The sequence below is a fragment of the Undibacterium sp. Ji83W genome (genome assembly GCF_049340385.1).
Taxonomy (GTDB): Bacteria; Pseudomonadota; Gammaproteobacteria; order Burkholderiales; family Burkholderiaceae_D; genus Undibacterium.
The window spans coordinates 23279-47965 of sequence record NZ_JBMPOZ010000008.1; the positions used below are offsets into that span (position 1 = coordinate 23279).

General features: G+C 48.7%; 22 protein-coding genes and 1 tRNA gene. 10 read left to right on the plus strand and 13 right to left on the minus strand.

Annotated features, from left to right (window positions below; genetic code table 11):
* Positions 1 to 156 precede the first annotated feature (156 nt).
* On the plus strand, positions 157 to 1149 hold the full coding sequence (locus tag ACO0LD_RS14670) for a tetratricopeptide repeat protein (RefSeq protein WP_423008024.1): 993 nt from the start codon (positions 157 to 159) through the stop codon (positions 1147 to 1149).
* A gap of 101 nt (positions 1150 to 1250) precedes the next feature.
* On the opposite strand, the gene ACO0LD_RS14675 is transcribed toward ACO0LD_RS14670, so the two are convergent.
* Positions 1251 to 1646 (minus strand): hypothetical protein, encoded by a 396-nt coding sequence (locus ACO0LD_RS14675; RefSeq protein ID WP_423008026.1) that lies wholly within the window; start codon positions 1644 to 1646, stop codon positions 1251 to 1253.
* A 669-nt stretch (positions 1647 to 2315) separates the two neighbouring features.
* On the minus strand, positions 2316 to 2996 hold the full coding sequence (locus tag ACO0LD_RS14680; RefSeq protein ID WP_423008028.1) for a hypothetical protein: 681 nt from the start codon (positions 2994 to 2996) through the stop codon (positions 2316 to 2318).
* 287 nt (positions 2997 to 3283) lie between these two features.
* Here ACO0LD_RS14680 and ACO0LD_RS14685 point away from each other — a divergent pair, with 287 nt between their 5' ends.
* On the plus strand, positions 3284 to 3991 hold the full coding sequence (locus ACO0LD_RS14685; RefSeq protein WP_423008029.1) for an SDR family oxidoreductase: 708 nt from the start codon (positions 3284 to 3286) through the stop codon (positions 3989 to 3991).
* A gap of 80 nt (positions 3992 to 4071) precedes the next feature.
* Positions 4072 to 4611: a thioesterase family protein gene (locus ACO0LD_RS14690; protein WP_423008031.1), complete on the plus strand. Its 540-nt coding sequence runs from the start codon at positions 4072 to 4074 to the stop codon at positions 4609 to 4611.
* Between the two features lie 2 nt (positions 4612 to 4613).
* On the opposite strand, the gene ACO0LD_RS14695 is transcribed toward ACO0LD_RS14690, so the two are convergent.
* Positions 4614 to 5369, minus strand: coding sequence for an SDR family oxidoreductase (locus tag ACO0LD_RS14695; RefSeq protein ID WP_423008033.1), 756 nt, complete (start codon positions 5367 to 5369; stop codon positions 4614 to 4616).
* Between the two features lie 205 nt (positions 5370 to 5574).
* A complete protein-coding gene (locus ACO0LD_RS14700; RefSeq protein WP_423008035.1) occupies positions 5575 to 7485 on the minus strand; it encodes an ATP-binding cassette domain-containing protein in 1911 nt (636 codons plus the stop codon).
* A gap of 176 nt (positions 7486 to 7661) precedes the next feature.
* Here ACO0LD_RS14700 and ACO0LD_RS14705 point away from each other — a divergent pair.
* Positions 7662 to 7736, plus strand: a tRNA-Arg gene (locus ACO0LD_RS14705).
* A gap of 269 nt (positions 7737 to 8005) precedes the next feature.
* Here the strand turns inward: ACO0LD_RS14705 and ACO0LD_RS14710 are convergent.
* Positions 8006 to 8380 carry a VOC family protein gene (locus ACO0LD_RS14710; RefSeq protein ID WP_423008037.1) on the minus strand — a complete coding sequence of 125 codons (375 nt, stop codon included), beginning with the start codon at positions 8378 to 8380 and terminating at the stop codon, positions 8006 to 8008.
* Between the two features lie 373 nt (positions 8381 to 8753).
* Here ACO0LD_RS14710 and ACO0LD_RS14715 point away from each other — a divergent pair, with 373 nt between their 5' ends.
* Positions 8754 to 9224, plus strand: a complete 471-nt coding sequence (locus ACO0LD_RS14715) for a hypothetical protein (protein WP_423008039.1) — start codon at positions 8754 to 8756, stop codon at positions 9222 to 9224.
* A gap of 475 nt (positions 9225 to 9699) precedes the next feature.
* On the opposite strand, the gene ACO0LD_RS14720 is transcribed toward ACO0LD_RS14715, so the two are convergent.
* The 5 genes from ACO0LD_RS14720 to ACO0LD_RS14740 form a co-directional block, all read right to left on the minus strand.
* Positions 9700 to 10398 carry a phosphodiester glycosidase family protein gene (locus tag ACO0LD_RS14720; RefSeq protein WP_423008041.1) on the minus strand — a complete coding sequence of 233 codons (699 nt, stop codon included), beginning with the start codon at positions 10396 to 10398 and terminating at the stop codon, positions 9700 to 9702.
* Between the two features lie 406 nt (positions 10399 to 10804).
* A complete protein-coding gene (locus ACO0LD_RS14725) occupies positions 10805 to 11524 on the minus strand; it encodes a substrate-binding periplasmic protein (RefSeq protein WP_423008043.1) in 720 nt (239 codons plus the stop codon).
* Between the two features lie 175 nt (positions 11525 to 11699).
* Positions 11700 to 13616, minus strand: coding sequence for an ABC transporter substrate-binding protein (locus ACO0LD_RS14730; RefSeq protein WP_423008045.1), 1917 nt, complete (start codon positions 13614 to 13616; stop codon positions 11700 to 11702).
* 306 nt (positions 13617 to 13922) lie between these two features.
* Positions 13923 to 16871, minus strand: coding sequence for a site-2 protease family protein (locus tag ACO0LD_RS14735; protein WP_423008047.1), 2949 nt, complete (start codon positions 16869 to 16871; stop codon positions 13923 to 13925).
* A 361-nt stretch (positions 16872 to 17232) separates the two neighbouring features.
* On the minus strand, positions 17233 to 17616 hold the full coding sequence (locus ACO0LD_RS14740; protein ID WP_423008049.1) for a RidA family protein: 384 nt from the start codon (positions 17614 to 17616) through the stop codon (positions 17233 to 17235).
* Between the two features lie 75 nt (positions 17617 to 17691).
* Here ACO0LD_RS14740 and ACO0LD_RS14745 point away from each other — a divergent pair, with 75 nt between their 5' ends.
* Both ACO0LD_RS14745 and sodC read left to right on the plus strand, forming a co-directional pair.
* Entirely contained in the window at positions 17692 to 18405 is a 714-nt protein-coding gene (locus tag ACO0LD_RS14745; RefSeq protein WP_423008051.1) for an ArsR/SmtB family transcription factor, read from the plus strand.
* A gap of 222 nt (positions 18406 to 18627) precedes the next feature.
* The gene (sodC, locus tag ACO0LD_RS14750) at positions 18628 to 19140 is read left to right on the plus strand and encodes a superoxide dismutase [Cu-Zn] SodC (RefSeq protein ID WP_423008053.1); all 513 of its coding nucleotides are present in this window, start codon (positions 18628 to 18630) and stop codon (positions 19138 to 19140) included.
* A 74-nt stretch (positions 19141 to 19214) separates the two neighbouring features.
* Here the strand turns inward: sodC and ACO0LD_RS14755 are convergent, their stop codons facing one another.
* Entirely contained in the window at positions 19215 to 20489 is a 1275-nt protein-coding gene (locus tag ACO0LD_RS14755; protein WP_423008055.1) for a GNAT family N-acetyltransferase, read from the minus strand.
* 150 nt (positions 20490 to 20639) lie between these two features.
* On the opposite strand from ACO0LD_RS14755, the gene ACO0LD_RS14760 reads away from it, so the two are divergent.
* The 3 genes from ACO0LD_RS14760 (at position 20640) to ACO0LD_RS14770 (ending at position 22596) form a co-directional block, all read left to right on the plus strand.
* The gene (locus ACO0LD_RS14760) at positions 20640 to 21599 is read left to right on the plus strand and encodes an MBL fold metallo-hydrolase (protein ID WP_423008057.1); all 960 of its coding nucleotides are present in this window, start codon (positions 20640 to 20642) and stop codon (positions 21597 to 21599) included.
* Between the two features lie 142 nt (positions 21600 to 21741).
* The gene (locus ACO0LD_RS14765) at positions 21742 to 22134 is read left to right on the plus strand and encodes an MAPEG family protein (protein WP_423008059.1); all 393 of its coding nucleotides are present in this window, start codon (positions 21742 to 21744) and stop codon (positions 22132 to 22134) included.
* Between the two features lie 78 nt (positions 22135 to 22212).
* A complete protein-coding gene (locus tag ACO0LD_RS14770) occupies positions 22213 to 22596 on the plus strand; it encodes a hypothetical protein (protein ID WP_423008061.1) in 384 nt (127 codons plus the stop codon).
* A 58-nt stretch (positions 22597 to 22654) separates the two neighbouring features.
* Here the strand turns inward: ACO0LD_RS14770 and ACO0LD_RS14775 are convergent, their stop codons facing one another.
* Positions 22655 to 23824, minus strand: coding sequence for a serine hydrolase domain-containing protein (locus ACO0LD_RS14775; RefSeq protein ID WP_423008062.1), 1170 nt, complete (start codon positions 23822 to 23824; stop codon positions 22655 to 22657).
* A gap of 252 nt (positions 23825 to 24076) precedes the next feature.
* Positions 24077 to 24544, minus strand: coding sequence for a hypothetical protein (locus ACO0LD_RS14780; RefSeq protein WP_423008064.1), 468 nt, complete (start codon positions 24542 to 24544; stop codon positions 24077 to 24079).
* Positions 24545 to 24687 lie beyond the last annotated feature (143 nt).

Consider the following 24687-nt stretch of genomic DNA (forward strand, 5'->3'; position numbering starts at 1 on the left):
AATACCTTGATTCCAAAAAATGCATTAACTGAAGTACAAACAATACGACAACAAGAACTCGGTGCCAGAGTCGCACGGCTGGAATCTTACTTGAGCAGTGATCCTGACAATAATGTCTTGTTGGTAGACGCCTTTGAAACCGCTTTGCAGGCTGCCTTGTTTTCAAAAGCCGAACAATTCCTTGCTGTTGCGCAGTCCAGGCAAACTGACGCCGCTGCCTGGCAATTCCGCGCCAGTAATTTATACCTTGCTCAAGGGCGCTTGCAGGACGCTCAGGTGGTACTGATCGGCCTTGAAGAACTGCAGGGGCCGCATCCGTCAATTATCCATAATCTTGCTTATATCTATTTCCAGAAAAATGATTTTACAGCGGCCCTGGCGCTGCTGGACAAGGGCCTTAATGATACTGGAAATAATGTTCAAGATATCAGTCAGCTTCAGGTGTTGTGGCTCAGGTGCATGCACAGGTCGCTCAAGCTGGAAGAAGCGCTTGAGTATGCCTTGCAACAGCAGAAGCTAAATCGCCTCTCGGATCAAGCGACAGGGATTGCCAGTCTGGTTGCGGTTGATCTAGGGAATATGGAATTGGCTGCCACGTGGGCAAGGCAGGCACTGGAGTCACACCCTGAGCAGGTCGAAGCGCTGGTGGCAAATGCGACAGTAGCGCTGGCGCAAAAAAATACAGACCTGTCCCGCGAATGTTTATTAAGGGCGCTGACAAAGAATGCTACTGATGGACGTGTCCTGTCACTGCTCGGTTTTACTGAAATGTATGACATGAAAATCGACCAGGCATTACCCTATTTACAGGATGCAGTCGTGTATATGCCTAAACACATCGGGACACATTTAGGTTTGGGATGGCTTTATTTTATACAAAGAGATTTGGATGCGGCCAGTGCAGAGTTTGAAACTGCGTTGGCACTTGACCGCAACTTCAGCGAAAGCCATGGTGCTATCGCTGTAATAGCAGCAACGCAAAACCAGATTGAAAAGGCCGAGCAACACATAGAATTAGCGTTGCGACTTGATAAGTCCAATTTTTCAGCGCCTTATGCACAAGCAATTTTGTCTGGAGAAACAAATGATGCAGAGGCGATCAAACGCTTAGCACAACGTCTGATGAAAAACCGTTTTGACACCAATTAAGCCCGCATATTTTTTCATATTGCTTCGGTTTAATGCTGCCGTTATTTTTTTACAAAACCACCTCGCGGATAGCATAAGGCTGATTTAAAGACCATCACCTTTTATGTCGACGATGGTACCAGCAGCAAATCTATGGCTTGATCAATTATGGGAGCCAGTTCCTGGTCAGCCTGCATTTGATTCTGAATATCTTCTACCATGCGAAAGAACCGGGGGTCCGCAATCAGTCCTTCTCCCAGTTCATCCAACAATACAGACTCTAGAAACGCACGGAAAGCCTTCCTTCGCCTGTGTGGATCTTCAAGGGGAATACCTGCGACTCTTTGAACAATCAAATGTCCTAAGTCTTTTTTTGGGGGGGAGGATATTTTTTTTGTTTTCACGGTTTCTTTTTTTGAACCGATGCTACTCGTATGCGGTGCTTTATTAGCTTTGCGCATAGAATCAATCTGACTGCGAATAATACTTGCTAACTGGCTAGTGCTTTCTATTTTCATATTTTCTTAAACTGCTGATTTCAACAAAACACGATCCCGAACAGACGAATTATTAACTTTATACAGAATATATTATGCCCTTACGTCAGAGGATGTATAACGCATCATTTACAGTGATGTGTTTGTAATAAGTATCCTTTGGAGAAGGTGATTGTACTTTATCTCTGCAACTCTGAGATCAGACTTCCTATAATACCGTACCAACTGTTACGCGCGTTGTTAACTGGCAAGCTCCTACCCGTTGTTTATATTTAACGTCGAATGCGGAGTTTTCTTGGGTGTTACGGCAGTGAGAAAAGGTGCTTCCATATCGAACTAGCGCTAATCGCAGAGGCTGCTATGCTGCTGTTAGAACTACTGTACTGAAATTGCCCTGTGGACTTTTGCTGGTTGGTGTCGGTGAGGACCAGTTGGCGTGAAAATGTTGACTACGCACACACGAACACATAAATATCTAAAAAGTGCGAATTCTAGAAAATCTCATTTTATCTGACACAGAAACGAAGAAAATCTCAGCTATCGCGACAATCAATCTCAAGTTACGTGACAATTTTCTGTTAATCAGTGCGTTCTTTACCAATTCCAGTCTCAACTTTCGTGGCACTTTACGTGTCATTTTGTGAGGTGAGTAAGTCGTTCAACTCACCCTTCACACTGCGCGTACCATACTCATTTTGCACAACCCAGTTCCTTCAAACTGGTTTCTATGTCACGCTTAATGTTCGCCTGGGTTTCCATTTCTTGTGCTGAGCCTCCTGCTCTTTGAGTATTGCGCAAGGCAGTAATTTGCTTGCGTACGTCTTCACACTGCTTCTGCTTGCGGGCAGCTTCGGTGGCATCTGGCTTACTGCTGTCTTTAGGTGTTTCACCATTCACAGCCTTGCGTTCTGCAGCCTGATGGCGACTGACTTCATCATCATTTGCCCGTGTGCCAAATTTGCGTTCGGTTTCTTTTTCCGCCATGCAATCGCTTTCGATTTTCATGCGTATGTCATTCGCATTGCCTTTCATTGCATAGACATCCGCGATGATCTTGCGCTGCTCTGCAGTTTTGGCTTCAGTCTGCAATTTATCTTGAAAACCACCGCCTTCCTTGTACCAGATCACCTTCTTGGCTTCTTCACCGCGGCGTACGCAATTGCCATCCAGTGGCGGCTTGTCCGAGGTTGAAGGGCTGGGATTTTTTTTGATCAGTTGACTGGGCTGCCCGGCGTCGCAGGGTTTGTCCTGATAGGTGCTGCCGCAGCGATACAGGTTTTGCGCCTGCGCATGTCCAGGCAAAACACTGGTCACGAGCAGGGCTTGCAATAGCAAGGGGATGGCGAGCGAGACAAGGGCGGGGATACGCATGTTGATTGACCAATGCAGTGTAAATAAAACGATTACTTTAGCATTCTGTTTAGTTGAACGGTGAAGTGTAAAGGTAGAGATCGTCCCTGTATTTGTAAATTACGTAACATTATCTAATAAATGTCCTATCACCATTGTTGGATATTCTATTTAAATGATGATTGACATCTAAAAATATGACGATCATAATCTAATTAATTGATCGATAAAAACGAAATCTTCAGTGCTTCATTTGTGAAATCAACGTAATCAAACTCTTTTTATTTAAATTCGCTAAAGGAATAATCATGGAACTCAACAATACCGTCGCATTCGTCACTGGTGCTAACCGTGGTTTAGGCCTGGCATTCGCCACGGCCTTGCTGGAAGCGGGCGTTAAAAAAGTCTATGCTGCTGCCAGAGACCAGTCTCAGATCACTTTGCCTGGCCTGCATCCGATACAACTCGATATCACCAACCAACAACAAGTACTGGCAGCAGCCCGGGCTTGCGGTGATGTGAACCTGCTTATCAACAATGCAGGCATTGCCCAGCCATCGCCATTTTTGGCTGGCGACAGTGTGACGGCAATCCGCGCGCAGTTTGAAACCAACTTCTTTGGCATGCTGGCAATGAGCCAGGCGTTTGCGCCTGTGCTGAAAGCCAATGGTGGTGGTGCGCTGGTGAATATGCTGTCGGTGTTGAGCTGGATTAATCTGGCTGGTATCAACGGTTATAGCGCATCCAAGGCAGCAGCATGGTCGCTCACCAATGGCTTGCGCAATGAATTGCGCGGGCAAGGGACGTTGGTCGTGGGTGTGCATGCTGCCTTCATAGATACAGACATGACACAGCATATTGCCATGCCAAAATCCACTCCACAGCAAGTCGCAAGCCAGGTCCTGGAGGCAATAGCGCAGGGCAGGGAAGAAGTGTTTGCGGATGAGATTACACGCCAAGTCAAGCAGGCTTTGTCGCTGGAATCTGCCCCTTATTTGCGCGAAGGTGGTCAATAAAATTCATGCAGTTTTAGAACTGTAGTACTACCTTTGCCGGGTTATGATGCAAACATCATTTTTCGGTAAAGGACGTACTCGTGTCTGGACTTATCCGTAATTTCTTAACGGTTGTGCAGGCTCTGCTTGCTTACTGCCTGGTACGCAAGCGTGTAACTACGGGTGATCGTGTTTCTTCGCATTTCTGGATCACCCCCTGGGATACTGGCATCAAGGCTTTGAAGAGCGATAAATATTTCCAGCTCGCAGAATCAGCGCAACTGGATTTTGTCATCAAAACCGGCATGCTGCGCCCTATGCTTGGTAGTGGAACTGCTTTTGTGAATGTGTCACAGCTCGTCAGTTTCATGAAGCCGGTGCATATATTTCAGCGGGTGCGGGTGGATACTCGTATCTTGTATGCGGATGATAAATGCGCTTATTTTTCGCACGAAATTTACGCACACGATGCACTGCATGCCGAGGTGCTGGTCAAGATGAAATTCAAGCGTGGGCGTTTAACTGTAAATCCGTTTGAGTTGCTAAACTTGCGTTTTGAAGAGCAAGCAGCCCATCTGCGCGCCTGGGATCAAGCGCTGCAGGCAATGGCATTAACACCAGTGCGACAAACTCAACAATAAGTTCATCGCCCGCCAGACACATCAACAAAACTGCCGGTGATATAGGAAGCCGCATCACTCAGCAAAAAGCTGATTGCTGCTGCCACTTCTTCTGGTTTGCCGCCGCGTTGCATAGGGACATTGGTCTTGAGTCTTTCAACACGGTTGGCTTCGCCACCGTCTGCGTGCATGGTGGTGTAGATCAAGCCAGGCCGCACGCTGTTGACGCGTATGCCTTCATCTGCCACTTCTACCGACAATCCCTTGGTCAGGGTATCAATCGCCCCTTTTGTCGCCGCATAATCAATATACTCATTGGCTGAACCCAGCCGTGCTGCGGCTGATGACACATTGACGATGGCACCGCCTTGACCACCATGTCTGGTCGACATACGTTTCACCGCTTCGCGGCAGCATAAAAAATAACTGGTGACATTGGTGCTGAGCAGGCGGTTGATACGTTCCGCCGTCAAATCCTCAAGTCGACATTGCTGCATCAGTATGCCAGCGTTATTGACCAGGGCATCCAGCTTGCCCAGTTGCGCATCAATATCCGCAAACAGGCGCACGACTTCCACTTCGTTGGCAACATCAGCCTGTATGGCAATGGCAGTACCGCCTTGCGACTGTATCTCTTGCACGACTTGCTGTGCAGCTTCATGGTTGTGCAGGTAATTGATGCAGACTGCATAACCGGCAGCCGCTAATTGCTGTGCTGTGGCGGCACCTATGCCGCGACTGCCACCTGTGACTAATGCTACTTTAGCGATTTTTGTCATGACTACTCCCTCTTATCGGATGCATGAAATGATGCATCAAGAATGCGTAAAATAAATCATCCCGGTATGGTAACCGGGACGAAGAATCTTCGCTGATGGAGTGAAGTTTGAAGAGGTTTGAGAGGGGAAGGCGGTGCGCATGGCGCACCCTACTAAATTGCATCCCCTGCAATTGCGAGGGGATGCTGTGCGTTGTGGACAATCGTCAGCCTTTGCTTCTGGCTTCTATCACTTCCCATTTTTCCAGTGCTTCCAGCAATTGCTCATCAATCTCAGCATGGCGTGCATTCAATTGATTGGCCTGATCCGGGCCGTTTTTATACAGATTAGCATCAGCCAGTTTTGCAGTGATGGATGTTTGCTCGGCTTCCAGTGCAGCGATCAACTTTGGCAATTCTTCCAGTTCGCGCTGCTCTTTGTAGCTAAGTTTTTTTGGCTTGGCTGCTGCTGGTGCACTCATGGTAGATACGGCTGCCACGGCTGGTTTTTGCTCAGTCTTTACTACTTTGGTGGCTGGCACAGTGCTGCGATAGCGTTCCCAGTCAGTGTAACCACCGATAAATTCACGCCACTGGCCTTCGCCCTCAGCAACGATAACCTGAGTCACTACATTGTCGAGGAAGGTACGATCATGGCTGACCAGGAAGACCGTGCCTGTGTATTCTTCCAGCAATTCTTCCAGCAATTCCAGCGTGTCGATATCCAGATCGTTAGTCGGTTCATCCAGCACCAATACGTTTGCTGGTTTGGCAAACAGGCGCGCCAGCAACAGACGGTTGCGTTCACCACCTGACAGCGATTTAACCGGTGAGCGGGCGCGTTCAGGTGCGAACAAGAAGTCACCCAGATAAGACATCACATGCTTGCGCTGCCCATTCACTTCTACCCAGTCACTACCTGGTGCTATCGTGTCTGCCAGGCTGGCTTCTTCATTCAGCTGCGCACGCATCTGGTCAAAGTAAGCGATCTGCAATTTACTGCCTTGCTTGATGGTGCCGTTGTCCGGTTCATCCTGCCCCAGGATCAGTTTCAACAGGGTAGTTTTACCGGCACCATTCTGACCGATAAGACCAACCTTGTCGCCACGCAAAATAATGCTGGAGAAATCATCGATGATGACTTTCTCGCCAAAACTCTTGCTGACATTTTCCAGTTCGGCCACGATCTTGCCTGAGCGCTCACCAGACGTCACATCCAGCTTGACCTGGCCTTGCTGGTCACGGCGAGCAGTGCGTTGCAGGCGCAATTGCTCCAGACGCTTGACGCGACCTTCATCGCGCACACGACGGGCTTTGACACCTTTGCGTATCCAGATTTCTTCCTGCGCCAAAAACTTGTCAAATTTGGCGTTTTCTACTTCTTCATTTTCTAGCAAGTCCGCTTTGCGGGTTTGGTAAGTCGTGAAATTGCCAGGGAAAGAAGTCAGCTTGCCGCGATCCAGTTCTATGATGCGGGTCGCTACATTGTCCAGAAAGCTACGGTCATGGGTGATGAACAGCACGCTGCCTTTAAAATCTTTTAGCAGAGCTTCCAGCCATTGTATTGATGAAAAATCCAGGTGATTGGTTGGCTCATCAAGCAGCAAGACATCAGGTGCACTGACTAGCGCACAGGCCAGGGCCACGCGCTTTTTCATACCGCCCGACAGCGTACCCATGATGGCGTCTTTCGCCAGGTTCAGCTTGTCCAGCGTGGTTTCTACCTTGTTACCCAGGCTCCAGGCATCAGCCGCATCCAGTTTTACCTGGATGTCATGCATGCGTTCCATCAGGGCATCATCATCGTCGCCGCCAAACTGGCCAGTCAGCGCTTCATATTCTTGCAGCAGGGCAGGCAGCTCACCCAGGCCGGATGCAACCGCGTCAAACACGCTGAGCTCCATGTCAAATTGAGGCTCTTGCTCGACATAGGCAATCTTGATGCCTTGCTGCATGACCAGCAGGCCATCATCAATCTTGGATGTGCGGGCAATAATTTTCAGCAAAGAAGACTTGCCCGTACCATTGCGTCCGATCAGGCCTACGCGCTCGCCTGCTTCTATGGAAAACTCTGCATGATCGAGCAGAGCAACGTGACCGAATGCCAATTGGGCATCGCTTAATGAGATAACTGCCATAAAACCCTGTGAAACCGGCATCCGGGAGATGCGCGGACATAAATTAGAGAAAAGCAGTATTGTACGCTAGCTAGGCACCTAAACTCATCTGCTGAATTGATTGTTCGGCCAAGCTCAGGTAAGATGGCGGGCTGATTGAGAAATGCACAAGTAAAACCGGGTATTTCTCACCGTGTCTCGCCGTAGTTCAATGGATAGAACGTATGCCTCCTAAGCGTAAGATACAGGTTCGATTCCTGTCGGCGGGACCAGGACACCAAAGGCAATACCACCACAAATCAACATAATCCGAATAAAATCAAAGGCTTAGCGTTGAGGCCTAAGAATTTAAATCTACAAAATAACAATTGAAAACACTGTTTTCTGTTAACTTCTACGAAAAAATTACGAACATCGTCGCTAGCTTCAAATAAGCAGTAAGCTTTGGCATGTTCAAATTGCTATCAAAAGTACGCACGAATCAAGGCTTATTTTGCCATGGCAGGGGCCTTTGCTTGGGCCTCGGAACGTGAATCGCAGATCAGACCTCTGGCTCGTGGTAAACCGCTTCGATGTTGTGGCCATCAGGGCCAATGACAAAAGCTGCATAGTATCTGCCCTGATATTGCGGGCGTAGACCCGGTGCACCATTGTCTTTGCCTCCCGCCTCAAGTGCTGCAAGGTAGAATGCATCGACTTGCTGCCGACTCTCAGCACGGAAGGCCAGGTGAAGGTGGGCTGGTTTGTCCTCAGTTTGGTACAGGCACAATGACACCTCGTCTTTTGCACAAAGCTCGACTCCGTAGCTTGGCACTCCCTCGGCTACGACTACTACGCCTAGCGGTTCCAATGTCTTGAGGAAAAAGGTTTTGCTCGCGACGAAGTCGCTGACACCGAATTTGACGTGATCAAACATGGACTATCCTGTCGTGTATGCTTGTAATGAGGCAATTAGTTTAAAAATACCAATTCCAAAGTTAGCAGAAAAGTTCTAACGAAGCAATTGTGGGGGAGCCAGGAAGTGGAAGCTGGATCAAGCTGACTGCGTTAGTTCAGCTAGCAAACGAACATGTGACATTCTTTTCCTGCGTGGAGTTTACATTCAAACTTCTCGTCATATTTTCTGCAAACACGTTTACAGAGTTCCTGGTCTTGATGATATTTTGTTGCCAAGCCTTTAATTTGATACACTGCGCTGCCTAGGGCTCGCAGAGATTAATTGTGGGGCTGACGATCATCGCAATCTTTTTTGGGATTGTGATCTGAATAAATATCTCACCGAGGATGCAATGTATTTCTGGAAGTTGGATTTGCTGAAGAAGCAATTGATTGCTCAAGGCTTGACTGAAGCCCAAATGTTTTCTTACATGTTGGTATATGTCATTTTCAGTACAATAGCAGTCGAATTGATGGCTTATTTTCCTCATGAGTCAGTGGACGGCTGGACTTACCTGACTACCATCTTGAATGTGCTGATTCCTGTTGTTGGGACCATGATGGCTTTTCGTGCTAACGGTGGGGCATCAGGCTCGCAATTTCTGGCGCGTTATATCAGTATTTCTTTGATATCTTCAATACGCTATTTGGTATTAGTCATTGTGATGATGGTTCCACTGACCATTGTAGCGATAGTGCTGCAGGGGGCATTCGATGTATTTAGTGGCCCGGTGCCTGATTTACTCTTTGCGACAACTTATGCTTTGCTGTACCTCTATATTGTCAAGCATATACGTGAAGTCGCAGCGCTACAATCCATTTGAATATGCATAGTGTCTGTGCAGGTGCACAGCAAGCAATTGCGTTCCCTGCGTATGCCCTGTTCTGTATGCGAACTATTCGTGTTTGAGCTCAGTTTTACACAGCCTGCAATGCGTATCTACAAAGAAGTTGGCCGCGCCACAGGCTGGACAGGGAATATTATCTGGCTGCCTGGAACGATCTTCCATAAATGCATAGATAATGAATGCCAGTACACTCAATGGTAAGAGGAACAGCCAGGCACCAGAACGCTTTTTTGTTTTCAAGTAAAACCAGCATGTTGCTATCAGTGAGAAAAACATGACATACAAGAGTATGTGGAAATATATGTTTTCTTCGGTCAGACCTAATACCTAATTGCGGTAAATTGCGGCACACATTCCAGTGAGATAAATTGTGACTGCAATGTTGCGCTTTTTTAAATAGCTTGGAATCATGTTTGAGTATATTTTTCTGAATGCTTGGGGGGAACTAATTTTACCGCACGACGCCAATAATCGGCCCCAAGTCCACTGTCGCATCATTCCGGTTGAGCTCCACTGAATAGATGCCTGAAATACTGCCATCCAGATATAAGGCATCCTGGCAGTGCAGGGTGTCACGAAAAAATATAGCCATCTCATAAAAATTGACCGGCTGCTCGCTGATCACAAATATTGCTTTGCTACCGATCACACCAACGCCATTACGCTTGAGGCGTGAATTTGAATCGGGTTTGAAGGCTGGATGCACTACACCGTTTCTCAGCAGCAGGGGGCCGGACTGGGTGGCCAGCAAAACATCCCTGGCTAATGCTGGATATTCTGATGATTCAATCACTTGTGGGCCGGATTTTTTGAGCAGGAATATGCCATTCGGTTTCAGGAAAAAATTTCCCCAGCCATCGGCAAGATTGAGTGCAGTCAGTTGCTCAGTATTCTGTATAAACAAACCAACCGGCGCATAACTGGCGTGGTACATGCCAGCGTTCATGGCAAAAACCAGTTGCTTGTTGCGTGCGGCTAGCCATGTCTTGAGTTGATCAAAACGCTTGAAGCCTTTGCCGGTGTCATCACGCAAGAATAATTGCAATTCTTCGTGCTCGGTATCAATGCGGATGACGGTAAAGCGTGGATCAGCGGCCTGACAATGCAGGGTGACTAGCAGAAATGCCAGTAGCAACAATATTTTGTTCATGAATTGCACAGTGCAGTGTCTGGATAGCATTGCAGTATTTTTAGCATGCGAGGGAAAATGGCTGAATTTATTTGCTTCTTGCTTGAGCAACTCCAGGGGATTTTACACGAGCTGAGCATTTGATCTGGCTTCTGCGAAAAGTCAGCTTGCAATGAAATTTTCTGCGCTGAGGAGATCAGCCCTTCTAGTGCTTTGTGCTTGAAGCTTATTTATTAGGACTAGGACTTACGCAAAACCGCCCCAAAGCGTTGCAGCGTCTCTGCTAGGAGCCGCGTACTAAAGTACTGTCTTCGTCGCTACGGAGCAGTCGGGGTTTCAGGCAGCATGCTGCCTGCCTACGTAACGAATCTCCCTTGCAAGAGAGATTTCCCAAGCAAGGCCTTGCTGGGACAATTTTGCGTAAGCCCTATTTATATCTCTTTTCTATGGCTGCATTAGTCCCATCTTTATCCATCTCTTTCAAAATCTGATTCCATCTATCAATTTTTGCTTGTGACATCGTCGTATTGCAGGCCAGGTACATCTCTGTCTGATTAAAGGTAAACAACTGGACTATCATTTTGCTCAGGCCTTGTTGCTTCAGGATTTCCCAGCCCAGCAATTCGCCACTGGCCCAGAAGTCAAAACGTCCGGCCAGCATCTTGCGTGGATTGTCGGCATCTGTGCTGGCCAGTTCGGTATTGAAACCCTTTAATGAAAAATATTCTGCGATAGCATCATTGCGATAAGAACCTATGACATAGACACGCAAATCTTCCAGCGTTTTAGGGTGGCGTGTATCGTCGGCGCGGGCGAAGATGACCCAGTTATTTTTTACCAGTGGCCCTACCCATTTATACAATTGCTCGCGCCCTGGCGTGCGTGAGGTTGAAAAGACGCAGGTTTCAGGATTGTTCTGCGCCATTTGTATTGATCTTGCCCAAGGGTAAGCGGTGATGCTGTATTTTTCACCAGCCCGGCGCATGAGTTCTTGCACCTTTTCCGTGGACAGGCCGGTGACTTCTCCAGTCTTGGGATTAACTATGTTGAAAGGAGGATAGTCTTCCGTGACAAGTATTTCTTGTGCATGGACAGGAGAGATCAGGACGGTGGAGAGGACGAATACACAAAGACGTGGGATACGCATATTTCCCCCTGCCAGGTCGGTAAGCTTGCAGACCAGGCTTTGGTCAAACTTGTGGATACAAGCAAGTAAGCGAGGCGACCTGACCAGGCCGCCTGCCTGTTCATTTCATGTGGAAAATAAATGCAATTTCGCCTTCTTATCAGGATAGAGCATCTGTAGTATTTTGCGATGTTTTTTATCTGGTCACGTGATGTAAAACGCGCCGCCCGTTTCTATATGTATATAAAGTGAGAGCGGGTTGCTGAATGTCCCCTCTGTCGTCAAAGGAAATAACTCCGGTTACTCCATTTAATCGGACGGCTTTCATATAGTTCAGATATTGCTGGGGTTCGACGGAATTTGCGCGTTTCATGGCAGAAACCAGCGTGAAAAAAGAATCATAGACATAAGGGGCATAAATGAGAACATCCATGCCAAAACGGTTTTTATACTTGCGTTTGAACTCGTCGAGTATGGCTGTGCGGCCAGCTTCTACCCCACCTGCTTCTCCGCAAAAGACCTGATCATTTTGTATGGTGTCTTTTGCCATGCGTGGCAGGGCAGAAGTGCAGATACCATCGCTGCCAACAAATTTGACGTTCACACCTTGTGCAGATAATTGTTGGAGCAGGGGGCCTGCTTGCATGTCCATGCCGCCAAAAAATATCAGATCAGGACTGCTGTTTTTGATCGCCGTGATTTCTGCATTGAAATCAGTCGTGTTGCTGGCGACAGATTGCACAGTGGCTATGGAGGCGCCATTTTGCTCTGCTGCAAGTCTGAAGGCATAAGCGATACCAGTTCCATAAATAGTGCCGTCATCTACGACGGCGATTTTGCGTGCGGCCAGGTCTCGCGTCGCTACTTTCGCTATCATTCCAGCCAGAGCTTCATCATTGGCGACCATGCGAAAGGCCGTGCTAAATCCCTGCTTGGTGAATTTTGGGTTGGTTGCCGACGGTGAAATTTGTGGAATGCCAGCGCGGAAATATATTTCTGAGGCCGGTATGGTCGTGCCAGAATTCAAATGGCCAACCACGCCCTTGACGCCCATATTGACCAGGCGTTGTGCCGAACTGTTACCCTGTCTTGGATCTGCACCATCATTCTCTGCAATCAGTTCAAACTTGGTGAGTTGCCCCCCAATCACGAGATTAAGTGCATTCAGATCTTCTATGGCCATTCTGGCGCCATTTTCATTATCGCGGCCGAGATGGCTGATGGCACCTGTCAGCGGCCCTACATGACCTAAGCGGATCAGTTGCGTGCCCGGTATGGTTGCAAGCTGCGGGTTATTCCCTGATTCTTGTAATGATGTAGGGGCTGGAGTAGTAGTATTTGGTGCTTTTGCTGACGACTCAGGCGCAGCACGTGTGTCCTTACCACGGCCATAAACCAGATAAACTGCGCTTTCAGCCAGTTCGGCAACATCTTCCCTTGACCTGACAGACTTTGCCGGTGCCTTTAGCAACTCGTCCCTGACAGCTCTGGTACTGGAAATCATTGCCAGCAAATACGGTACCTTGACAGCGTAATTGACATTTTGCGCAACGACACCATCCATCAGGGTAAGTTTATCGTTAAGCTTGGATGTCACAATACCAATCACTGAGCCACGGCTATCCAGCAAGGGCCCCCCGGAATTTCCGGGTTGTATGGGCGCACTGATTTGAAAAAATCTGACGTCGCCGTTTGATCCGCTTTCGGCTGTGATCGTGCCATTGGTGAATTTGGCTTCGTAGCCTTGTAAATCGACATTCGGGAAACCCATTGCGGAGACCTCGGAACCTTTGCGGATTCGCTGCGTGTTTTCCAAAAACAAGGGTATGGTAGTTTTGTCGATGCTTAGTATTGCCAGGTCATTCTCGCGATCAGATGCAATCACTTTTGCGGGATAGGCTTTTTTATCCCGGTCAAAAACAATTATCTCGCTCATACCATTGATAACATGAAAATTTGTCGCCAGATGACCATTTTTTGAAATGGCAAAAGCAGTTGCTGTGCCCTCACGTTCTCCAGCCCTGGCTTGCGCCTCATTGATATTAAGCAGCGCTATGCAACTGATGAATGACAGGCTGATGGTGACTACTTTATTTTTGATGGATGAATACATATTGGCGGTCGTATTTTGATCAAATGGAGGTGAGATGGCAGAGTGAACGTTGATTAAACTAATCCAGAGTATTGCTCAAATTATTCATTGCTACAAGTGCAATTTGCTAGCAGCGCACGTCAGCTACTAAAATAGCTGGCCCCAATAAAGTAAAAACGATTTCACAAAAATTAGTCAAGCCTGAATGGTAAGGCATGAGCGCTCGAAACACGTCATCCTGTTTCTGTGATGTACGCTGAAATTTTTGTAATTTATTTTGAAAAAACGCAGCAGGGGTTAGCCTGCTGCGTTTCATTTTTTTTACTTCTAACGGGATATTTGGCTCACGCCCTGACGTGGTGTACACCTGGTTTCCCTTAGTTCAATATTCAGCAGGGTTTGCTGAAACTGGCTTTTCCAGGCGCCGCCATGGGGATTGATTCTGCACACCATCTCACTGCTGGCAGATCTGAGGTTGCCAGGTTCTGCACGTGCTTTGCGTTGCGCTTCCAGCACGCGCTCGGCAATTTTGTTTGCATCATCTTGATCACCTTGCGCACGCAGACTTTCTATCAACATCAGGTCAGATTGTAAATTGCCCGCAGGTTGCGCACGTTGAATAAACAAGTCTATCAGCCAGTTGCCTGTACCCGGTGCATGTAGCTGTGTCATTGCCATGGCTTCTTGTGTCGCTACCTTGTAGTCTTTTTGCAGCATGGCGATCATCCATTTTATTTGATGACTCTCAAGATTCGACAGACTGTTCTGCAAAGGATCTTTTGTCTTGTTGGTAACCTTGCCAAGTATAGTCTGAGCTTCAGCGAAATTCTTTTTGCTGACAAGTAACCAGGTCTGGTCCATTTTTAAAGTAAAACAGAAAAAATCATTCGCTTCTTTGGTACTGCAATCATAGTCGTTTGCAGCGGTTTGCAACTGATGTTCCGCATCGTCAACCCTGCCGGTTTTGTAGTAGGCGCGCGCCAGCATCTGATGTGCCTGCAAGAGTTGGGTATCATCCTCGTTCTTGTCTTTGGCGAACAGGCTGACGACTTCTTCCTTCAGTATCAGTTGCGCCGGATTATCTGGGTCTACGTCGCGTGCCTGTAAAACTTCGGCCAATAAACGGGCATCGTTTCTGTCGCTTTGCGCATGCAATCTTGCCCGCAAAATGGCCTCTGCCTCTTGCAGATAGTTGGCAACATCTGCCTCATTTTTCTTGGCATTTTCCGGTTCATCCTGATCTGACCAGTTGCGTATCGCGCTCGCCATGGCAAATGCGGCATCGGCATGCAGGTAAGTCGGTTGTACGGAATTATTATTTTCTGCGTAATAGATTTTGGCGATGCGCAAAGCATCTTCGGCGTCCCCATCGCTGGCTTCATCCAGTGCAGATTTGAGTATGCCAGCTCGTTCATTACCCTGGGCTGCGGTGATTTTTTCAGCGCGTGCCTGTCTGCTTATCTTTCTTTCTTCTTGCCAGGAGCGTGCGGCATCCTTGCCTTCATTCTCGCTGATTGCCACTGGCTTATTGGCGTCGCTGGATGCCAGTAAAGAAGACATTCCCTGGCCTGCCAGGCTTAACATGGTAGTTGGTGCAGAATAGATTAAACTGAACAGGGCTGCCACCGGCAGGATGATGCAGGCTATATATATACCCAGACCCGCGCTGCTTTCCTTCCAGCCTGGTTGCCGTCCGAGGTAGCGCGGTAACAAGGTTTGGCCTACGGCCAGTTTATTGGCATAGCTCCATTTACTGAAGCTTGCATGACCAAGAAAATCAAATAGATCACCCGCAGCCTGAGCGAAATTTCTATTGCTATCTGGCGTCTGGATATTTTGCTTTGATAACAGTGAAGCTGCTTTGGCAAGCTTATATTGGAATTGTGCACCGATGAGTGCGAGTATGCCAATGCCCAACACAATCTTGTCATTGGTGTACAGGCCATAGGCCAGCATGGCCATCCCGCTGGACATGGAAAACAGGAAACGCAACCAGGGCAGGCGTGCCATGACCAATAATTCGATCACGCGGCCGCCGTCCAGTGGCAGCACAGGCAAGAGATTAAAGCCATTGACCAGTAGTGAAGCCAGTGCCGCCATCGTCAGATATGGCCCCCAGGCTGCATTCAAGATAGCTGGATCCTTGACGATCAATGTGATACTTGCCAGTGACAATAGCAGGCCAGGCATGGGCCCCGCCAGATACACCAGCATATGTGTGAAGGGACTGGCTTCATGTTTTTCACCGCTGGTGATGCCACCCATTCCAGGGACAAAAAATACCTGGACGTCACGAAATCCTGCCAGCCTCATTGCCAGCCAGTGTCCACCTTCATGCAGGGCAATCACGCCACCGATGACCAATGCACCAGTGATGCCCCACCACCATGTGCCTAGTGCCAGGAAGGCGAGGGCAGACAAGACAAAACTTGTATATTGATACCAGCGCGGAGCCAGCATGGAGCGCAAGACACACAGGGTACGCACGAAAGAATACCGGTCACGCAACAGACGTGCTGCAGCGATATCCACAGTGGGTTTGGTGGTAACTGAGTTGACCGGGGATTTGGCAGATTTATGCGCACTGGCTTTGCGCATTTGCCATGCCATTTTCAAGGAAGGCCAAAAACGAAAGCCATAAATTTTTTCGTCATCACGTTGGCCGCGTTGATATACCTTGGTTTCTCTGTCCAGTCTGACCAGCCAGCGTTCTGCCAGGTTCTGCGCAATTTTTGGCGCATCTGCCGGATCACTGCGTTGTACCGTAAGCAGTTCGCGTACATGCAGGTGCGTTGCCAGTTGTCCTGCAAGATCGGCGCTCTTGTCATTGATGACGGTAACCCGCGCAGGATAAGGCACCATGGTTTGCAGCAGGCCATTGACGGTCAGTAAAGCTCTGCCATCGACATAAGTGTTCCACAGATAAACCGTGTACAGGCGTTGATCAAGATGTGACTCGCTGGGATAAACTTCGGCGTGCACATCTTGCGCCAGATGGTGATAGACATCGCAATAGCTGGCAGGAATGTCATTTGCCGCGATCATCGAGCGTTCGCGCCAGCTATGCATGTAGCGAAAACCGGCTTGCTCCATTTCAGTGCGGGCGGCATCCAGTACTGGTAAAAGATCGCCACTCGCTATGCGCAGGCAGGGCGTTTTGCGTGGCGTCCATAACTGCAATTTCAGTAAACGGTTCATGCTGATGACCAGAATCAGCACTTGCAATAGCAAAATGACGGCAATGACCGTCACACCTATACCCCACAACAGGTCCATCCCAATTTCCACCCAATTCTCCACGCGCAAAATATCAGATGCATTGTCAGCTAAATGGTGTGAAATTGCGAGTGTATGGACTGAATTAAGGGGTAAATCAATCGATTTAATGACTGAAATAACATGGAAATCAGCACAAGCTAAACATCTTTTGCTATTTCGATAGTATTTATGAAATCAGTTCCTGCAAGCGCTGGAATAGCTGGGCCTTATTCAATTTGCATTGAACAGGGCTATCAGTACAGTGATTGCTGGCACATTTGTTAAGATCACTAATGCGCAAACAGTGTTTGCATATCCTGGCAATTACCAGGATATGCAAAATCAAATTTGCAGATATCAGGCAATCATCAAGCACGAGTCAATATTGGGCAGCGATGATTTCTATTTCCAGCAGAAAGCCTGGCTTGACCAAGGCCGGAATGATCATCAACATGGACGCAGGGCGAGCGTCACCAAGATAATTACTGCGCACCTTGACGTACTCTGCGATGTCGGATTCCCTGGTCAGGTAGTGCGTGACCTTGACGATATCCGCCATCGTCATATTGCTGCTTTCCAGCATACGGGCAATATTGCGCCAGGCAAGATCAGCCTGCCCGATAATATCTTCTGGCAGATTACCATCCTCATCCAGACCTGGCGTGCCTGAAGTGAATAACCACCTGGCATGGCCAGAGACTTCCTGTGCATCGGTGTATTTGCCGATCTGGCTGGCGATGCCGATATTGTGGGGAATATGCATGTTCATCTTTCGTTGTGGATAGTGATGTACATTATGGGCAAGATGTCATCACTACATTTCAGCCCAGGATGAACTATGGACGACGCACAAAGTATTCCCGGTATTATTCCCCGCATTGCAGCCTTGCTGGCAGACCCGGCGCGTGCAGCCATACTCTGGACCCTGATTGATGGCACGACACGCCCTGCGGGTGAATTGGCATTTGCTGCCAATGTGTCAGCACAGTCAGCCAGCGCCCATTTGGCAAGGCTGGTGGAAGGTGGCCTGTTAATGTCGCAGGCGCACGGGCGGCATCGTTATTTTCGTATCGCCAGCGCGGAAGCCGCAAGCCTTATAGAATCGATGGCAGTTCTTGGCGTTGCTACACACACTAAGACGTCGCGCCAGCCACCTCAGCCTGCCTTGGTGCGTGCCATGCCCCACCAGTTTTTGCATGCCCGGACTTGTTATGACCACCTGGCTGGCGAATTGGCTGTGCAATTACTGGATGCCATGTTGAAGGCAAAATGGCTGGAGCCAGAAGCTAAAGATTTCAAATTGACTGCATTAGGCCGTGAAAAACTCGTTGCCATGGGTGTCGCAAGCCCTGAACATGGCAAGAGCCGTCGCCTGTATGCCCGCTGCTGTATAGACTTGACGCAACGCCGCCCGCACCTGGCTGGAGTGTTGGGTGCAGAATTACTGGATCTGTTTGTCAGGGAAGCCTGGATATTGCGCACCCCGCGCTCGCGGGTAGTCAGTGTCACGCCCAAAGGACAGCAGGCGTTGCAGCAAATTCTTGAAGCATGATTTGAGCATGTTGGGCCGGACACTGAAGTCAGGCTGCCCCTGGGCAATATCATTACTGTTTATTTGTAACACCATGTAATCCTGAGCTCTTAGCCCGGTTTCGAAATTGCCAATCGCATGCCAGTCGCGTATATTTTCACACGGTACGCCAATAGAACGCATCCCGTCTGATTGACGAAATGCGTTCTGACGTTGATTGAATTTCTTTAAGGTAATAACTCCATGAAAACCAAATTAATTTTTTGCGTGTTAAGCGCTTTGCCTCTGATCGCAGCGGCTGATGTGACTGTGAACATGAACCAGGTGAATGAAGCCGGTGTCGGCACTAAACTGGGGCAGGTTGTTGTGTCAGAAAGCAAATATGGTCTGGTGTTCACACCTGCACTGACAGGTCTGACGCCTGGTTTGCACGGCTTCCATGTACACCAGAATGCGGATTGCAGCGCCAAGGAAAAAGACGGTAAACTGGTCCCAGCCCTGGGTGCAGGCGGCCACTACGATCCAGAAAACAGCAATCGCCATGGCACACCATGGGGTGATGGCCATGCGGGCGATTTGCCACCTTTGTATGTTGACGCCAGTGGCAATGCAAACCAGCCTGTATTGGCACCACGTTTGAAATTGGCCGACCTCAAAGGTCGTTCATTGATGATACATATAGGCGGTGACAACCACTCTGATCATCCTGCGGTATTGGGCGGTGGTGGCGCGCGCGTGGTGTGCGGCGTATCCTGATTTATTGGCTTATTGCGCTTTATTGCGTCTGATTCAAGCTGCTACAAGGTAGTAGCTTGAATCAAATTCCAGGTTTATGCTTCAGCTTTGGCCGCTTTTTCTTTTTTGAAGGGATTGCGGTCAGGCGCATCTTCATGCTCTATGCCCAGCAACAGGCGCTTCATGAGTTTGTTCAATACGGGCTGGCGATGGCGGACGAATACGCCAAAGGTTTGCGGCTTGGCACCCAGTGCTGCCTTGGGTTCGAGCGCAGTGCGGCCATATGAAATCCGCTTGCAACCCAGGTCTATTGCATCGGCAATACCAGCATGCAGCAGGCGCAGGTAAATTGGCAATTCTTCAGCGGCGGCACGGTCAAAACCTATGTGATAAGCAATTGCGGTTTCACCATCTGCCACGGAAATCAAAAAGCCCAGCAAACGGCCATCGCGCTTGAGGACGCTGCAGCGGAATTGGTCGCCAGCGGCTGCCTGCAAAACAGGAAAATATTCAGGCAATAATTCAAACGGGCGGAAGTTTGCATTTACCTGAACCGCCTTGTATAGCGCAAAGATATCGTCAAGTACTGGCGTCAGGTCATCCAGACGCTCCAGACTGCAACCGGCTTCATCCATGGGTTTGAGTATGGCATTACGGATATTGCTACGGTATTTGGATGCCAGGCTGGCCAGGTAGTCTTCATAGTTTTTCCAGGCTGGTGCCAGGTCAAGCACCATATTGGGCTCGGTTTCTACATAGCGGTAACTGAGATTTTCCAGATGTGCAGCCTGATCGATATAAGGATCATGTAAATCCTTGATCATGACGAAATGGGTTTTACCTGCGAGTTTTTCTGCCTGACGTACACGATATAAAACTTCGACGACACCGTGCCATGCCAGTTTGGGGTCAACATCTTTGGCAAAGGCAATGCCATGCTGGCCGAAGGTCAGGAAATTGCCGCAACTGAGTATGCGTTGCCTGGCATGCTGTGCCAGTTGATCCAGTGGAAGCGTCCATTTTTTATCTGTGTCAGCCGACTTTTCTGGCCTTGCCTGCGCGAGACTGATATCGGCAATTTGCATATACACGGCGGCGACCAGTTGACGGTCTGCGCCTGTGCCATCGAAAATAAGGGCATAGCGGGCTGAAAGGTTAAGTGGCAATACTTGTTCAAGCGCTGTCAGATATTCCAGCGACATGAAAAAACCGGATTGCGCAGCCAGTTCTTGCCAGGATGCGGCATCGAGCATGCTGATGGAGTCGGCAATGGCATAATACAAGTCAGCAGGACCACGCAGACGCTTGCGTTCTTTTTGGCGTTCTCTTAAAGCACTGGTGATCGATTGCAGGGCAGCAGGAAGTTTCATGTCTCAGGTTTATGATGAATTGTGAGTTTGCATCATAAGCGTAAATGAGTATGCAGAACAGTATGCGAAAGACTGTATTGTGAGAATTTGCAACAGCGATGAATTCTCATGCAATTAATAGAAAAACATAGAATCAAGTTTAAGGAATTTGTGGATATTTTATTTTTAGGCACCTCTGCAGGTGCACCAACCCGTCAGCGCAATGTTACTGGCCTGGCTTTATTGCCAGATCAGGGTAGTGAATGGTATCTGGTTGATTGTGGCGAAGCTACCCAGCATCAGATATTGAACACCTCTTTGTCAATACATGGTTTGCAGGCGATTTTCATTACCCATGTCCATGGCGATCACTGCTATGGCTTGCCAGGTTTGCTGGCCAGTGCAGCGATGAATGGTCGCAAGACGCCGTTGCACATCATTGCACCAGCAGGTATACAAAATTGGTTACAGGTAACCCATGCAATGTCAGAGTCTTTCTTGCCCTATGAATTGATATTCACGGATGTTGAGAACATGGATGCATGGCAGGATCATGCCGTCACTGTGCAGGCTGTCAAATTATCGCACCGTGTACCTTCCCATGCTTATCGCTTCAGTGAGAAGCATACTGAGGCCGTGCTGGACACCGCCAAATTGCAAGCTTTGGGAGTGCCAGCAGGACCATTGTGGGGGCGATTGAAAAAGGGTGAAGATGTTATTCACGATGGAAAAAATCTGGCCAGTCGCGACTATTTGCATCAGCCGTATCCACTACGCGCCATCATTGTCGGCGGTGATAATGACCAGCCCGGCTTGTTGCTGGAAGCCAGTCAGCAAGCACAAGTGCTGGTGCATGAAGCGACTTATACGGACGAAGTGGCAGAGAAGGTGGGCGCGCGCGTCCAGCACTGTTCTGCTGCTGCCGTCGCCAGCTTTGCGGCTACTGCTGCCTTGCCTAATCTGGTGCTGACGCATTTCAGTGCACGCTATCAGCATGACAGTGCAAGGTCGCCATTCATAGGCGATATCGAGGTAGAAGCCAGGGCGCATTATCAGGGCAATCTGTTTCTGGCAGAGGACTTCGCCCGTTTTCGCCTGGACAAAACGGGAGTTTTAAGCAGGATTGCTTAAAACTGTTGCTGTTTTCATGCCAAAAGCTGAGCTTGTTGAAAAAATAAGCACAAGCGCTAGTTGGCATAGCATAATCGCTGGCACCGGGGGACTGTCATGGTCAGTCGGTCAATGATAGTCCAACCTGAAACGAGGAGCGAGCATGAAAACAGAATTGCTATACCTGAGCTATGTCACCATACTGACCGGCGTATTGTGGATACCTTACATACTTGACCGTGTGCTTACTTGTGGCCTGCTGGCTGCGGTCGGTTATCCAGATAATGGCAAGCCGCAATCCAAGTGGGCAGTGCGCTTGATGAAGGCGCATAGCAATGCGGTAGAAAACCTGGTGGTGTTCGCTATCCTGATTTTGCTGGCGAATGCCATGAATATTTCCAATGCGACGATTGCCAATGCCAGCATGCTGTTCTTTGCTGCCCGTCTGGTACATGCGGTGTGTTATACCCTGGGCATACCCTGGGTGCGTACCCTGGCCTTTTTAACGGGTTTTGCGGCGCAGGCCATGATTGCGGTGCAATTGCTGGCGCATTAGTCAAGTGTGCCGATTCAAACCTGGGTTTTGCTGCCGAAGATGTGAATGCATTAGTGTAAAGCCCAGGCAAATGGAGAAATGACGGATACGATGATTGAATTTTTCTTTGAAATCTTATTGCAGCTCGCTTTTGAAGTTCTTGAACTGGTGTTCACATCAGGTATAGAGAGGCGCGAGCGTGGGCCACGGTCCCCGCTTGTCACAGCAATTGCGTATATCGCATTCGGCATCATTGCAGGTTTCGTCAGTTTATGGATATTTCCGCAGGCATTCATTCATAGCAGTCTGGGACGCATCATCAACCTGATATTGACGCCGGTTTTGATGGGTTTTCTGGCCGCAGTTTTTGCTGCATGGCGTACTGGCGATGGCTTGCGTCTCTGGCGTTTCATCAACGCATATGTGTTCGCATTGTCACTGGCCTTAGTGAGGTTTGCCTCTGCAAGCCATGGCATAAATTGATGTTTTGTGCCTGCATCGGGCACAAAGCATCAGTTTACTGGCCGCAGCCGGTTTGTCATTACTTCGGTATCAATGGCTGCATCAGGGAATCTGCAAAATCGTCGAGCTTGCTGATGGTGGCTTCGTTATAACAATTACAGGCGATAGCAACAGCAACATTTTTGCTGGGGATCACTCTGTTGCTGGCGTAATAAGTCAACTCCGTGCCATTGTGTATGCTGACGTTGCCCAGTCCCGGGACGTTGGCGATACCCCAGCCCATGCCATAATTATCGACAGGTGTGTGCATCAACTGGAAATTAGCGAGGCCCAGGTAATTGCTTTGCCCTTGCAAACCGCGTAGGTGTTCACGCAAAAAGACGCCATAGTCGGCGAGGCTCAGATTCATGCCGCCAGCAGCATTGATAAAAAAGGCATAGCGGGGATCAATCACGGCTGGCGTGGCTTTCCAGTTACCAGCGACCAGGGTATGTCCGATATTATTATTGCTGCCCACATCTTCAGGGAAACCAAAGCGTCCCTTGATATTGAGTGGCGTGAACACTTCTTTTTGCATCAGGTTTTCATAGCTGTCACCACCGACGACTTCTGCCATCAAACCTGCCAGGGCATAACCTATATTCGAATACACCATCTTGCTGTTTGGTGGGTATTCAGGAGCGTCTTGTAGTAACAGGACAGCGAGAGAGCGACGATCTGCCAGCAAGTCGCCAGTCAGCAAGGGCAGGGCTTTTTCTATGGTGCCGTCATTCACTTCACGCGGCAAGCCGGAGCGATGACGCAGTAATTGTTCTACCGTGACGTTCAGATATTCGGGACGGATTTGCGTGCGCCAGGCGGGAAATATTTCTGCTATCGTGGTATCCCATCGTATTTTCTTTTGCTCCACCAGGCGGCCTATCATTGTGGCAGTTGCAGCTTTTGTCAGTGAGCCGAGTTGGAACAAGTCTGTACTTTGCACATTCTGACTACCATTGGCTTGCCTGGTGCCTGCCACGACGTTTTCCACTTTGTCTTGATTGACGATAGTCACAGAAACAGCAGGCAAGTTATTGCTGCTACGGAAGCGCTCAACTTCTGCGCGCAAGGCGTCCCCAGATAATAATGCTGCTGGTTTTTGTACTTCTACCGTTGGGGTAGTCGTGGGTACTGAGGAGTTCGAACCACCACCACAAGCAGCGAGCATGCCGCACAGGCAGGCAGTAATCAATCTGTAATTCAAATGCATATGCATAGTCCTGTCTAAAAAGTAGGTGATCAGTATCTTCAAGGAAGAGAAGGGAGTTGACAGCGTCATGTATGGCCCTGCCATTCTCAAATGCAGAGTTGCAGAGGCAAAGAGGCACTACAGCGCGGGCGCAGTATCACTACTTATTTGTCAATAGACTATGTTTTCGTGCAAGGTATAGTTTTATAAAGCGACGGGTATTACATGGCGAAACTTGTTGCAATTACCGGCTTGCACGTCATGGATATGACATTATTGTCTAAGGGTGAACTTCAGTTGTTGCAGCATTTGTTTTTGCAGTCGCCGGTCTTGTACTGCATGTGCCTGGTCAGAGTAAAGATCCAGGCTGTATATCTGGCCTGCACCATTCCTTTGCGGATGCAAGAAGAAATAGCGCCACAGAGTCAGTTCACCAACGAGGATTGCCTGACATTGATAAACAGCCAGGCCTGCGCTGCGAATATTGCTGCGCCGTGCAGGTTTGTTTTCACATAGCTCGTCCGCCAGTTCTGCTGCTGACTTTGCCATGGTGATCACGTCATATCTGACAAATAATTCCAGATGCGGCTTTTGTTCAAATACCCCATCGCGGCATGAATCAGAACGAAGCAGGGCAACAAAGCCGTGATTAGGGCCAGGTGCAGGAGTGGTACAGGTGCTGAGCTGGTGAGGAAATTGAATTGTGAAGCCGTAAGCAGGATTGTCATATCTGTTCGTCATAGTCAAATCAGCAGAAAATGCCCTGGCCACTGGCATTGAGACTGATAACAGCATGAGAAACAGCATGAGAAACAGCATGAGAAGCACCATGAGTATTTTTTGAAGTGATGCAGGTATTTGAAGAGTGATTTTCACGTGGAATC